Genomic DNA, 12,640 nt, shown 5'->3' on the forward strand with positions numbered 1-12,640 from the left:
CTTGTCCGTGCAGATCGATGCGCGGAGCACACGCTGCCGCGTATGACCGGGGAGGGCAATTCCTTATGTCGGTAGGCGAAGAGGTCCGCGCACAGCAGGACAAGCCGCAGCAGAGTCTCGGTACGGCGGCCGCGCGGAACCTGGCCACCACCACCAAGTCCGCACCCCAGATGCAGGAGATCAGCTCCCGCTGGCTGCTGCGCATGCTTCCGTGGGTGAACGTGCAGGGCGGTACGTACCGGGTGAACCGGCGACTGACCTACGCGGTCGGGGACGGCCGGGTGACGTTCGTGAAGACCGGCGACCGCGTCGAGGTGATCCCCGCGGAGCTGGGCGAGCTGCCCGCACTGCGGTCCTACGGGGACGAGGACGTGCTCAGCGAACTGGCTCGGCGCTGCGAGCAGCGGGAGTTCGACGCCGGGACCGTGATCGCCGAGTTCGGCAGCCGGACCGACGAGGTCTTCCTGCTGGCGCACGGCCGGGTGGAGAAGGTCGGCACCGGGCCCTACGGCGACGACGCGGTCCTCGGAGTCCTCGCCGACGGCGCGTACTTCGGCGACCAGGCGCTGCTCGACCCGGACGCCATCTGGGAGTACACGGCCCGCGCGGTCACCGCGTGCACCGTGCTCGTGCTGCCCCGCCAGTCGGTCGAGCAGGTCGCCGAGCGCAGCGAATCCCTGAGCGAACACCTCCAGGAGCAGCGTTCGATCCCCTCGCAGCGCACCAACAAGTTCGGCGAGAAGGAGATCGACCTCGCGGCCGGCCATGACGGTGAGCCGGACATCCCGCACACCTTCGTCGACTACGAGGCCCGGCCCCGCGAGTACGAACTGAGCATCGCCCAGACGGTGCTGCGCATCCACTCCCGCGTGGCCGACCTCTACAACCAGCCCATGAACCAGACCGAGCAGCAGCTCCGGCTCACGGTCGAGGCGCTGAAGGAACGCCAGGAGCACGAGCTCGTCAACAACCGCGAGTTCGGTCTGCTGAACAACTGCGAGTACGACCAGCGCCTCCAGCCGCACGACGGCGTGCCCGGCCCCGACGACCTGGACGAGCTGCTCAGCAGGCGGCGCGGCACCAAGCTGCTGCTCGCCCATCCGCGCGCGATCTCCGCGATCGGCCGTGAGCTCAACAAGCGCGGACTGGTCCCCGAGACCATCGAGGTGGCCGGCAACCGGATTCCCACCTGGCGCGGGGTGCCGATCTACCCGTGCAACAAGATCCCGGTCACCGAGGCCCGGACGACCTCGATCATCGCCATGCGTACCGGTGAGGCCGAGCAGGGTGTCATCGGCCTCCAGCAGGCCGGCATCCCGGACGAGATCGAGCCGAGCCTGTCGGTGCGTTTCATGGGCATCAACGAGCAGGCGATCATCAAGTACCTGGTGACGGCGTACTACTCGGCGGCGGTCCTGGTGCCGGACGCGCTGGGTGTCCTGGAGAACGTCGAGATCGGTCGCTGGAGGTGACGTCCTCGCAGCTGAAGGTCGTGTTCCCGCCCTTCGGGGCGGGTGCACCCCGGTCGTCCGCGCCCGGCCGCGGCGCGGACACCACCGTCCGCGGATTCGCCGAGGGGGGCCCATGACCGAGTTCATGGCGGAGACGGAGCGACGCTTGGCCGGGACGCATCCGCTCGACGGTCACGAGGCGGGGGTGATCCTTGAACGGACGCGGGCGTCGGTCGATCCCGAGTTGCGCTCCGCGATCGAGTCGCTGCCCGGCTCCATGCGTCGCATCGCGCTCTACCACTTCGGCTGGGAGCACGCGGACGGAACCCCGGCGGCGGGCAACTCGGGCAAGGCGATACGTCCGGCGCTGGTCCTCGCCGCGGCCGCCGCGCTCGGTGGGCCGGGGGCGCGGGCGGCGGCGGTGCGGGCGGCCGCGGCGGTGGAGCTGGTCCACAACTTCACCTTGCTGCACGACGATGTGATGGACCGGGACACCACCCGCCGGCACCGTCCCACCGCGTGGACCGTGTTCGGTGACGCCGACGCGATTCTCGCCGGAGACACGCTCCAGGCGCTGGCCCTGCGGTTGCTGGCCGAGGACCCGCATCCGGCGTCCGCGCGGGCCGCCGCCCGGCTCGCCGACTGTGTCGTCGAACTCTGCGCCGGCCAGCACGCCGACACCGCCATGGAGGCGCTCGGCCCGCGCGACGTCACTCTCGACGAGGTGCTCACCATGGCCGAGGCCAAGACGGGCGCGCTGCTCGGGTGCGCCTGCGCGCTCGGCGCGCTGTACGCGGGTGCGGGAGACGAGGACGTCCAGGCGCTGGACGGGTTCGGCCGGGAGGCCGGGCTCGCCTTCCAGCTCATCGACGACGTGATCGGCATATGGGGGGACCCGCGCAGCACCGGCAAGCCGGCCGGCGCGGACCTGGCCGCCCGTAAGAAGTCGCTGCCGGTGGTCGCCGCGCTGGTGTCCGGGACACCGGAGTCCGCCGAACTGGCCGCATTGTACGAAGCCCCTTACGCGGAGGAGGACCTGGAGCGGACCGCCCTCGCGGTGGAGCGCGCGGGTGGGCGGGACTGGGCGCAGGTCCAGGCCGCCGACCGGATGGCCCGGGCGATGCAGGAGCTGGCCCGGGTGGTGTCCGACCCGGAAGCGGCGGGCGGTCTGCTGTCGCTGGCCGAGTTCGTGACCCGGCGCACCGGCTGAGGTGTCCACCGATGGGCGTCCACCAGGGGGGAGGACGCCCGGGGCCCCGGAGGCCTTGACGGCGGTGCGGCTCCTGACTCCGCACGGTCGCGGGCTCCGGTCCGGCGGGTCCCGCACATCCCCACGATGTGCGGGCCCCGCTCCTCCGCCCAGGCGGCGGAGGGTCCCGTATAGGCTCAACCGCCGTACGACCAAGGCGGGTTGAGACCAAGGGGTGAGCGATGGGTGTGGCGGTCCGGACGGCGGGCGCAGGGGACCGGGAGTCGGTCGTACGGTTGCTGGACGCGGCGTTTCGCAACGATCCGGTGAGCTGCTGGGTTTTCCCAGGAGACGAGCACCGGCGTACGACCCATCCCTTGCTGATGGCCGCGTTCACCGACATCGTGCTCGATGAGGGCCGGATCGACGTCACCGAGGACGGCACGGCTTGCGCGCTGTGGCTGCCCGTGCCGGGGGACGAGCATGGTCACGACTCCGGTCCGGACGACTCCGCCGGAGACGACTCCGCTGAGAGCGACGGCCCCGCCCGGCTGCGTGAGGCCGTCGACCCGGACAATGAGCGGGTCGAAATGATCGGGCGGCTCACGGCGGACATCCACCCCTCGGGCCGCGCCCACGCCTACCTGTGGATGATCGCCGTTGCCCCCGAGCATCAGGGCGAGGGCCTCGGCACCGCGCTCCTGACCCCGGTCCTCGACCGCTGTGACCGCGAGGGGCTGCCCGCCTATCTGGAGGCGAGCAACGCCCGCAGCCGCCTGCTGTACGAGCGCCTCGGCTTCGAGCTCATGGGCCGCCCCCTCGACCTGCCCGAGGGCCCCAGGATGTGGCCGATGTGGCGTGAGCCTCATGGCTGATCCCGGATCGGCGCTCCGGATCGCAGGCCAGGCGGAACCTCTTCTCCCACTTGATTCCCTGCTCGGAATTCCCTTGTGACCACTACGAGTGGAGCACTATAACTGAAGTGGTTGAAGAGGGGGCTGACACGGCTCCCGTGGAACGCCCCCTACGGAAAGAGACCGGCTTGCGCAAGCTCACGTACTTCATCGCCTGCTCCATCGACGGGTTCATCGGGGACGAGAGCGGCGACGCGTCGTACATGTTCCGCTTCGTGGATGAGGAGTTCTTCGAGTTCCTGAAGGCCGAGTATCCGGAGACGATGTCGACCCAGGGCCGCCGGGCCTTCGGCCTCGACGACCTGGCGAACAGGAGGTTCGACACGGTCATCCAGGGCCGGGCCAGTTACGACCTGGCGTTGAAGGAGGGCATCACCAGCCCGTACGCCCATCTGCGTGAGTACGTCGCCTCACGCACCCTGAAGGAGTCGCCCGACCCGAACGTCGAGATCGTCGCGGACGACCTGGTCGGCAAGGTGCGCGAACTCAAGGCGGAGGAGGGCGCGTTCGGTATCTACCTGTGCGGCGGGTCGGTGCTCGCGGGTGAGCTGGTCGACGAGATCGACGAACTGGTCATCAAGGCCTACCCGGTGGTGCAGGGCTCCGGCATGCCGATGTTCCGGTCCGGCTTCGCGATCAGCGAGTTCGAGCTCGACGACGTGCGGACCTTCAAGAATGGCGCCCTGGTGCGCACGTACAGCAGGAAGCGCTGACGCCCCGCTCGTCCTACTCTGAGGACATGGACAGCGACGCACATGCCTGTCCCGTCTGCGGACAGCCCGTCGACACGGTCGTCCGGCGTCACAAGACGCTGGGCGCGTGGGTCCCGGTGTGGGTGGCGGGACCGTGCCGCAACCCCGAGTGCGCGGCTTACGTCGCGGAGGGCACGGAATTCGCGGACAGCGCCGAGGCCGGGAGGAAATCCGGCAGGGCCGAGCCCGGTGCGGGGGATCCTCGGAACACCGGCGCGCACAGGGCCGAGAAGAGCACCTGAGAACACGACCCGAACGGTGTCGGCACCCCGACCGGCTCCGGCGTCCCCTGTGAGACCCCCGCACTGGGGCCTCCGAAGGCAGCCGAAGGAGTGGACTCATGGCGAAGTACCTGGTCATGGTGCAGGGCACGCAGACGGACTACGAGGCGATGCGCGGCAAGGCGACGCCGGGCTCTCCGGCCTGGGACGAGCAGGACGTCCAGGCGATGTACGCCTACATGGGCGCGATCAACGACGACCTCTCCAAGACCGGCGAGCTCGTGGACGGACAGGGCCTGGCCGAGCCGGCGCGGATCCGCACGGTCACGCTCGGCGAGGACGGCAACGCGGTGATCACCGACGGGCCGTACAGCGAGACCGAGGAGTTGATGGCGGGCTACTGGGTGCTGGAGTGCGCGAGCCTGGAGCGGGTCACGGAGATCGCCGACCGTGTCACCCGTTGCCCCCAGCCGGAGGGTGCTCCCGTCCACCCGGTGGTGATCCGCCCCATCCTGGACGGTGCAGGGGACGTCACCTGAGGGACCTCGCCCGAATTCGGTCCAGGCTCGGCGTATGCGCGGTCCGTCCAGTCACGCGCCTTCCCTAGCCGGACCGGGTCCTCGAGGGTCGCGCCCCCAGCGTCACACGGTCTCCATCACTTGTGCGCGCGGTTCTGGAACAGCCGTTGCCTCCGGTTCTCCGGGGATTGGCTTGGCCTTGTTTGCATGGCGGAATGGACCACATCACGTTCCTGGTGGCCGTCGTCATCGTCACGGCGCTCGCCTTCGACTTCACCAACGGGTTCCACGACACGGCGAACGCGATGGCCACCTCCATCGCCACGGGGGCGTTGAAGCCGAGAACCGCCGTCGTCATCAGCGGAATCCTCAACGTGGTCGGCGCCTTCCTGTCCACCGAGGTCGCCAAGACGATCTCCGGCGGCATCGTGGACGACACCCTGGTCTCCCCAGGAATGATCTTCGCGGGGTTGATCGGGGCGATCCTGTGGAATTTGCTGACCTGGCTGGTCGGGCTGCCGTCCAGTTCGTCGCACGCATTGTTCGGCGGGCTGATCGGCGCGGTCTGGGTCGGTGCCGGCTCCCACGGCGTGCACTTCGACAAGGTGGTCGAGAAGGTGCTGATCCCGGCGGTGGCCTCGCCGCTGGTCGCCGGGGTCGCGGCGCTGATCGCCACCTACTTCGCCTACAAGCTCACCGCCCGGGCCCGCAATCAGTCGGTGACCAAGGGCTTCAGGCTCGGGCAGATCGCCTCCGCCTCGCTGGTCTCGCTGGCGCACGGCACGAACGACGCGCAGAAGACCATGGGCGTCATCACCCTGGCGCTCATCTCGGCGGGCGCGCTGGGCCACGACGCCGGTCCGCCGGTGTGGGTCATCGCGTCGGCGGGGCTCGCCATCGGTCTGGGCACCTACCTCGGCGGCTGGCGGATCATCCGCACGATGGGCAAGGGCCTGACGGAGATCCAGTCGCCGCAGGGCTTCGCCGCCGAGACCGCCTCCACGACCGTCATCCTGACCTCCGCCCACCTCGGCTTCGCCCTGTCCACCACTCAGGTCGCCTCCGGCAGCATCCTCGGCGCGGGCCTGGGGCGACGGCTCGCGGAGGTGCGCTGGGGAGTCGCGGGCCGGATGGTCGCCGCCTGGCTGATCACTCTGCCCGCCGCCGCGCTGGTCGGCGGGGTGTCCGCGAGTGTGGTCAAGCACGGCGGCAATCTCGGCACGATCGTGGTCGCCCTGGTCGGTGCGGCGGTCGCCGCCGGCATCGTGCTCCTGTCCCGGCGCAACCCGGTGCACGCGAACAACGTCAACGACGCCCATGAGGTCGCCATCAAAGCCGCCACGCCGGCCGGTGTCGGCACGGCCGCCTGAGTCAGGGGAGTTCACAGCATGAGTCTCGACTGGAGCGCACTGGGCCAGGTCACCGCGGTGAGCATCGGCGTCACCGTCGCCGTGGTCGTCGTCTTCGCCCTCGGTGTCCTCGGCCTCGCGCGGTTCGAGGGAGCACGGGCGGAGAACGGCACCACCCACGCCGTGAGCCTCACCCAGGCCGCCCTCTGCTTCGCCGCGTGCGCGGCGGTGGTGGCGTACGGGATCTATCTGATCGTGCCGCAGTTCCACTGACCCGGACCGCGGTGCGGGAACGACGAAGGGGCTCGGCCGGAACCTGTCCGGCCGGGCCCCTCCGGGTTTACTGCCGGCCAGCGGATCCATACACGGGCTCCGTCACCCGGCACTCCTGGGGTGGCCCCTCGGCTACAGCAGCGCCGGGGCGTGGAACTCCCCGAGCCCCGAGGTCCGGTCCCGGTCCAGCCAGTAGCGGCGCGGTTCGGCGAGCATGACGGCCGTGCTGACGGTGAGGATGCCGGGGATCCTGGCGAGTTCGTCGTCGACGAAGACCGCGAGGGCGGAGCGGTCGGTGACCAGGCCGGCACACAGGACGGACATGTCGCTGGCGACGTGGACGGCGAGCCGGGTCTGCGGGAGCTGGTCCAGGCGCCGCATGACGTCCGGGGTGTCGCCGGGGGCGACCCGCAGGCGCAGCAGGAACGGGGTCTGGAAGCCGAGCCATTCCGACACGATCTCCAGACGCGGCTTGACCCATTGCTCGTCGAGGACCCGGCGGACGACGCGGTGCGCGGTGGAGGTCGCCAGGTCGGCGGCTCGCGCGATGCTCGCCGCGGAGGACCGGCCGTCCCGCATCAGCAGGGTGACGGCCGCGCGCTCGGCCTCGCTCAGAGGTTTGGCGGGAGGTGTCGCCGTCGCGATGCCCTCGGGCTGCGCACCGGTGAGGCGTAGTAGGTCGGCCCGTTCGGTGCCGTTCAGGAGCTGCGGGTCCCAGGTGATGCCCCGGCGCAGGGTGCTGAGCGCGGGCAGGGCGTTGACACGGCGGACTCCGGGGACCGAGAACATCCGGTCGACGGCCTCGCTGGTGGCGGCATCGCTGGGGGCGTGGACCACGGCATAGAGCGGATAGTCACCGGAGATCTGCGCCAGGAGCTGGAGGTGGGGCAGCTCACGCAACCGGTCGAGGACGGCCAGTGGGGTTTCGCCGGTAACGTCCAAAAACACGTGGATCGGCATCGCCGTGGAGTGCATGCCCCAGTCGGCCTGGCCGATCACACGGACCATTCGGGCCTCGTGCAGCCGGTCGTAGCGGCGCTTCAGAGTGCTGGCGTCGGCGGACAGGATCCCGCCGATGTCGTCCCAGGTGGCCCGGGGTGCCAGGTGCAGTGCCCCGATCAGGCGCCGGTCGAGCTCGTCCAGGAGAAGGCGGGTCATGCGCCCACCTTAGACCGCGGTCCTCTGCTGATTAATTCCACTGTTACAAACCGAGTCTAGAGAATCTCTCACTCTGGTGTCATGGTTTGCAGGAACATCCCTCCGGCGTCATCTTGAGCCCGCCCGAACGTCCTCCCCGAACGTCCTCCCTGGGCGTCCCCCCTGAGCGTTCTCCCCGACGTCCCCCCGAATGCACGAAGAGGTACCCATGAGTGCCACCGCCACCGAGCCCCAGCCGACCGAACCGCCTTCGAGAGTCCTGCGCGCCGCGTTCCGCGCCTTCGCGGCGATCGAGAGGGTCGGCAACAAGCTGCCCAATCCCTTCTGGCTGTTCTGGATCCTCGCGGGGGTCGTGATCGTCCTCAGCGCGATCCTGGCGGCGGCCGGCGTCAGCACCCCGCACCCCGGAACGCACGAGACCATCAAGGTCCAGAGCCTGCTCAGCAAGGCCGGGCTCACGACGATGGTCGAGGGGGCCGTCGACAACTTCGCGACCTTCCCGCCGCTGGCCACCATCCTCATCGTCGGCTTCGGGATCTCCGTCGCCCAGGCGAGCGGGCTGTTCACGACCCTGCTGCGCCGCATGGTCGCGCGGGTGCCCGGCAGGTACCTCACCTTCGCGCTGTCGATGACGGCGATGGTCGCCCACGTCGCCGGCGACGCCGCGTACGTCACCCTCATCCCCCTCGGCGCGCTCGTCTTCCGCGCGGCCGGCCGCAGCCCGGTCCTCGGCTGCATCGTCGCCTACGTCTCCATCTCCGCCGGCTACGACGCCTCCCCGTCCCTCACCACGACGGACGTCCTGCTGTCGTCGATCTCCACCGCCGCCGCCCACACCATCGACCCGCACCACGTCGTGACCCCAGTGGCGAACTACTTCTTCGGCGTCGCCTCGTCCGTGCTCGTCGCCCTGGTCATCACGCTCGTCGTCGACAAGGTCATCGCCAAGCGCTCGGACCTGGATCCCGACGAGCCGGTCACGGCGCTGACCGCCGCGGAGTCGAAGTCGATCGAGGTCACTCCGGAGCAGCTCCGCGCCCTGCGGGCGACCGGCCTGGCCGCGCTCGGCTTCATCGCGGTCCTCGTGGCCGCCATGATCCCGGCGTCCTCCCCACTGCGCGGGGACGGCGGGTCGCTGGTCGAGTCCCCGGTGATCAGCGGCATGTCGATCGTGCTGTTCCTGTTCTTCTCCCTGCTCGGCTGGGTCTACGGCCGTATCACCGGGACCTTCCGCGCGGCGGGCGACCTCGTGGACGCGCTGGTCGAAGGCACCCGCACCTTCGCCCCGATCCTGGTCCTGTTCTTCGCGATCTCCCAGTTCCTCGCGTACTTCAAGTGGACCAACATCGGCAACGTCATCGCCATCGAGGGAGCCGAGACGCTGAAGCAGATGCACCTCGGCGGCTGGAGCGTGCTGGTCGGCATCGCCGTACTGATCACCTTCATGAACCTCGTGATCACCAGCGGTTCCGCCCTGTGGGCGTTGGCCGCGCCGGTGCTCATCCCGATGCTGATGCTCATCGGGATCGAGCCCGAGACCACCCAGGCCGTCTACCGCGTCGCCGACTCGGTCACCAACTGCGTCACCCCGATGAGCCCCTACTTCGCGATGGCACTCGGCTTCATCCAGCAGCACCGGAAGTCCGCCGGCATCGGCACGCTGGCCTCGTTCACCATCCCGATCGCCGCCGTCGTCTGGGTCGTCTGGGTCGCGTTCTTCGTGCTCTGGTACCTGCTCGGCATCCCCTTCGGCGTCGGCTGACCCGGCCCCGCCATCGACAAGCGCCCCCACACGCCGTCGTACGGGACCTACGACAGACACCGGGTCGTGTCTGTCCGGCGAGACGTACGACAGACACGAAGAAAGTCGATCATGACCACATCCCCCGAACCCGCCGCCGCCCTCACCGCCCGCGCCCAGCAGGTGTCATCGGAGATCCTCACCGACATCCTCACCCTCGTCCGCCAGGAGACCAGCAGCCACGACCTGGCCGCCCTCGCGGCGGGCCTGGACCTCCTGCGCGAACTGGCCGTGCACCGGCTCGGGCCGCCCGACCACGAGCACCGCCACCCCGGCGGCGAGTCGGGCGACACCCTCACGCTGACCTACACCGGCACCGGCGCCGGACACGTCGCGCTGGTCGGCCACTACGACACCGTCTGGCCGACCGGCACGTTGGCCGACTGGGAGCAGCCGCAAGCGGACGGCGACGGTCGCGAGAAGCTCAGCGCGCCCGGCATCTTCGACATGAAGACCGGTCTGGCGCAGGGCATCTGGGCCCTGAGGCTCGCCCGGGAGAGCGGGGCGTCCGTGCCCACCGTCACCTTCCTCTTCAACGGGGACGAGGAGACCGGCTCGTTGTCCTCGCGGCCGGTGATCGAGGACGTCGCGAGGAAGGCCGACGTCACCCTGGTCCTGGAGCCCACCGCGCACGGCGCGGTGAAGACCGCCCGCAAGGGCTCCGGCATCTTCAAGGCCGCCGCCACTGGCGTCGAGGCCCACGCCGGGCTCGCGCCCGAGGACGGGGCGAGCGCGATCCTGGCACTGTCCGAGTTCGTGATCGCCGCCGCGAAGGTCGCCCGCCCCGAGCGGGGCACAACCATCAACACCGGCCTGATCAGCGGCGGTTCGGCCACCAACGTGGTCGCCGGACGGGCCACCGCGAGCATTGACATCAGGATCAGCAGCGAGTCCGAACAGGACCGCGTGGACGCCGAGTTCGCCGCCATCAGGGTCAGTGACCCCCGCGTGCGCATCGAGGTCGACCACGCCTGGAACCGGCCGCCGATGACCCTGAACGACGCCTCCGCCCCGCTGTTCGCCCTCGCCCGCGAGGTCGCCCGCGAGCAGGGACGCGCGGACCTGCCTTACGCGGCCGTCGGCGGCGCCAGCGACGCCAACTTCGTCGCCGCACTCGGTCTGCCGGTCCTGTGCGGCATGGGCGCGGTCGGCGACGGCGCCCACGCCCGGGGCGAGTTCGTCTACCCCGACACCGTGCCCGACCAGACCGCCCTGGTCGCCGGGCTCCTCGGGCGCCTGGCCGAACCCCTGCGCGGCTGAGCGGTCAGCTGGTTTTCGGCCACAGTCCCGTCATCACGCTGTGGCCGGGCGAAAAAGACCGCACCCGGACCGTCATGGACGCCGTTCTCGGCGGCCTGCGGACCGGGTGCGGGCAGGAAGACCGGGCGACCAGGGAATGCGCAGGTCGAGCGGCGGGATCGAAGATCAAGCCTTCTTGGTCTCCCAGAAGATCTTGTCGATCTGGGCGATGTAGTCCAGGGCCTTCTGACCCGTGGCCGGGTCGGTCGAACCCTTGGCGGCCGAGAGGGCCTTCAGGGCGTCGTTGACCAGCTGGTGCAGCTCCGGGTACTTCTCGAAGTGCGGCGGCTTGAAGTAGTCGCTCCACAGCACGGAGACGTGGTGCTTCGCGAGCTCGGCACGCTGCTCCTTGATGACGGTGGCGCGCGCTTGGAAGTGCGGGTCGTCGTTGCCGGCCATCTTCTCCTGGACAGCCTTGACCGACTCCGCCTCGATGCGGGCCTGGGCCGGGTCGTACACGCCGCAGGGCAGGTCGCAGTGGGCGCTGACCTTGACCTTGGGGGCAAACAGGCGGGAAAGCATGGAGCGTTCCTTCCTCGTGATCGTCTTCTCAGGTGCGACATTACTCCCCGCGCGAAGGGATTTCGCGGGTGCCCCCATGGGCTTAGGACAAAAGTCCGGGGTCAGACTGAGACTGGTGGAGGATGGAGTGGGGAGGTGTCGGGTGATGCCGGAGCTGTCGCAGGAGACCGAGGGCCGGGGCGCCGTGCTGCCGTTCGGGCTGGCCGAGGTGACCGGGCCGTCGATGGTGCCCACGCTCCGCCACGGGGACCAGCTCGTGGTGCAGTGGGGCGCCCGGATCAGGCCAGGGGACGTGCTCGTGCTGCGTCATCCGTTCCAGCAGGACCTGCTGGTGGTCAAGCGGGCGGCCCAGCGGCGCGACGGCGGCTGGTGGGTGCTCGGCGACAACCCCTACGCCGGCGGCGACAGCACCGACTACGGCACCGTGCCCGACGAGTTGGTCCTGGGCAGGGTCCGCTTCCGTTACCGGCCGCGCCGGCCGGATCAGCGCTCGCCGTTCGCCGCGGTGCGCTGGGCGCTGTCGGCCGCGAGGCCGGTGCTGTCCGACCGGTCCGCCTCCAGGCGTTTGCGGGCGCGGTAGGCCGCCACGTTGGCGCGGGTGGCGCAGCGGTCGGAGCAGTAGCGCCGGGAGCGGTTGGTGGAGGTGTCCAGGTAGGCGTTGCGGCAGGGGGGCGCCTCGCACAGGCCCAGCCGGTCGACGCCGTACTCGGTGAGGTGGAAGGCCAGGCCCATCGCCGCGATCGCCGCGTAGCCCGCGGTCGCGTTGGACGGATGGTCCGCCAGGTGCATGTGCCACAGCGGGCGCCCCTCGTCGTCCCGGTGGTCGTGACCGGAGATCTGCGGACTCACCGGGAACTCCAGGAGGAGTGAGTTCAGCAGGTCCACGGCCAGGGTCTCGCTGCCCGCGTCCGCCGCCTCGAAGACCGCTCGCAGCCGGGCCCGTACGCCCCGGAAACGGGTGACGTCCGCGTCCGTGGCACGCCGGGCTGCCCCCTGGTTGCCCCCGAAGAGGTCGTGGATCACCTCGACCGAGGTCAGCGCGTCCTTGCCGCGGGCGGGCTCCTCGGTGTTGACGAGTCGCACGGCATAGTCCGAGTAATAGGCCAGTTCCACTTGTAGTCCTTACGGAGGCGTTCTATGGTCGTGGTGCGGTCGGGGTAACAGCCGGTCGTGCATTCAGGGTATTACGCGAC

14 protein-coding genes and 1 pseudogene are annotated in these 12,640 nt (G+C 70.0%); 12 read left to right on the forward strand and 3 right to left on the reverse strand.

The window, feature by feature from the left end; genetic code table 11:
- Positions 1–65 precede the first annotated feature (65 nt).
- From ABZ027_RS02645 to ABZ027_RS02680, 8 genes are all read left to right on the forward strand, one after another.
- Positions 66–1,472, forward strand: a complete 1,407-nt coding sequence (locus ABZ027_RS02645) for a family 2B encapsulin nanocompartment shell protein (RefSeq protein ID WP_356763617.1) — start codon at positions 66–68, stop codon at positions 1,470–1,472.
- Positions 1,473–1,584: 112 nt separating this feature from the next.
- Positions 1,585–2,661 carry a family 2 encapsulin nanocompartment cargo protein polyprenyl transferase gene (locus tag ABZ027_RS02650; RefSeq protein WP_356763619.1) on the forward strand — a complete coding sequence of 359 codons (1,077 nt, stop codon included), beginning with the start codon at positions 1,585–1,587 and terminating at the stop codon, positions 2,659–2,661.
- A 221-nt stretch (positions 2,662–2,882) separates the two neighbouring features.
- Positions 2,883–3,515, forward strand: a complete 633-nt coding sequence (locus tag ABZ027_RS02655; protein WP_356763621.1) for a GNAT family N-acetyltransferase — start codon at positions 2,883–2,885, stop codon at positions 3,513–3,515.
- A 167-nt stretch (positions 3,516–3,682) separates the two neighbouring features.
- Positions 3,683–4,267 carry a dihydrofolate reductase family protein gene (locus ABZ027_RS02660; protein WP_356763623.1) on the forward strand — a complete coding sequence of 195 codons (585 nt, stop codon included), beginning with the start codon at positions 3,683–3,685 and terminating at the stop codon, positions 4,265–4,267.
- A gap of 26 nt (positions 4,268–4,293) precedes the next feature.
- Positions 4,294–4,548: a hypothetical protein gene (locus ABZ027_RS02665; protein ID WP_356763625.1), complete on the forward strand. Its 255-nt coding sequence runs from the start codon at positions 4,294–4,296 to the stop codon at positions 4,546–4,548.
- Positions 4,549–4,646: 98 nt separating this feature from the next.
- A complete protein-coding gene (locus ABZ027_RS02670; RefSeq protein WP_356763627.1) occupies positions 4,647–5,066 on the forward strand; it encodes a YciI family protein in 420 nt (139 codons plus the stop codon).
- Positions 5,067–5,260: 194 nt separating this feature from the next.
- Positions 5,261–6,415 carry an inorganic phosphate transporter gene (locus ABZ027_RS02675; RefSeq protein ID WP_356763629.1) on the forward strand — a complete coding sequence of 385 codons (1,155 nt, stop codon included), beginning with the start codon at positions 5,261–5,263 and terminating at the stop codon, positions 6,413–6,415.
- An 18-nt stretch (positions 6,416–6,433) separates the two neighbouring features.
- Positions 6,434–6,667: a hypothetical protein gene (locus ABZ027_RS02680; protein ID WP_356763631.1), complete on the forward strand. Its 234-nt coding sequence runs from the start codon at positions 6,434–6,436 to the stop codon at positions 6,665–6,667.
- 132 nt (positions 6,668–6,799) lie between these two features.
- Here the strand turns inward: ABZ027_RS02680 and ABZ027_RS02685 are convergent, their stop codons facing one another.
- Positions 6,800–7,825, reverse strand: a complete 1,026-nt coding sequence (locus tag ABZ027_RS02685) for an Lrp/AsnC ligand binding domain-containing protein (protein WP_356763633.1) — start codon at positions 7,823–7,825, stop codon at positions 6,800–6,802.
- A 208-nt stretch (positions 7,826–8,033) separates the two neighbouring features.
- Between ABZ027_RS02685 and ABZ027_RS02690 the strand changes: the two genes are divergently transcribed.
- The 3 genes and pseudogenes from ABZ027_RS02690 to ABZ027_RS02700 all read left to right on the forward strand — a co-directional run.
- Positions 8,034–9,587 (forward strand): AbgT family transporter, encoded by a 1,554-nt coding sequence (locus tag ABZ027_RS02690; RefSeq protein WP_356763635.1) that lies wholly within the window; start codon positions 8,034–8,036, stop codon positions 9,585–9,587.
- A gap of 111 nt (positions 9,588–9,698) precedes the next feature.
- On the forward strand, positions 9,699–10,886 hold the full coding sequence (locus tag ABZ027_RS02695; RefSeq protein ID WP_356763637.1) for a M20/M25/M40 family metallo-hydrolase: 1,188 nt from the start codon (positions 9,699–9,701) through the stop codon (positions 10,884–10,886).
- A 5-nt stretch (positions 10,887–10,891) separates the two neighbouring features.
- Positions 10,892–11,041 (forward strand): annotated as a pseudogene (locus ABZ027_RS02700) (site-specific integrase); the annotation flags it as partial.
- Positions 11,042–11,051: 10 nt separating this feature from the next.
- On the opposite strand, the gene sodN reads toward ABZ027_RS02700, so the two are convergent.
- Positions 11,052–11,447, reverse strand: coding sequence for a superoxide dismutase, Ni (sodN, locus tag ABZ027_RS02705; RefSeq protein ID WP_030928916.1), 396 nt, complete (start codon positions 11,445–11,447; stop codon positions 11,052–11,054).
- A 145-nt stretch (positions 11,448–11,592) separates the two neighbouring features.
- On the opposite strand from sodN, the gene sodX reads away from it, so the two are divergent.
- Positions 11,593–12,027 carry a nickel-type superoxide dismutase maturation protease gene (sodX, locus tag ABZ027_RS02710; protein WP_356763639.1) on the forward strand — a complete coding sequence of 145 codons (435 nt, stop codon included), beginning with the start codon at positions 11,593–11,595 and terminating at the stop codon, positions 12,025–12,027.
- Here sodX and ABZ027_RS02715 read toward each other — a convergent pair.
- Positions 11,931–12,560, reverse strand: coding sequence for a CGNR zinc finger domain-containing protein (locus tag ABZ027_RS02715; protein WP_356763641.1), 630 nt, complete (start codon positions 12,558–12,560; stop codon positions 11,931–11,933). The genes sodX and ABZ027_RS02715 overlap by 97 nt on opposite strands.
- Positions 12,561–12,640 lie beyond the last annotated feature (80 nt).

The sequence above is a fragment of the Streptomyces sp. NPDC006332 genome (assembly GCF_040612855.1).
GTDB lineage: Bacteria > Actinomycetota > Actinomycetes > Streptomycetales > Streptomycetaceae > Streptomyces.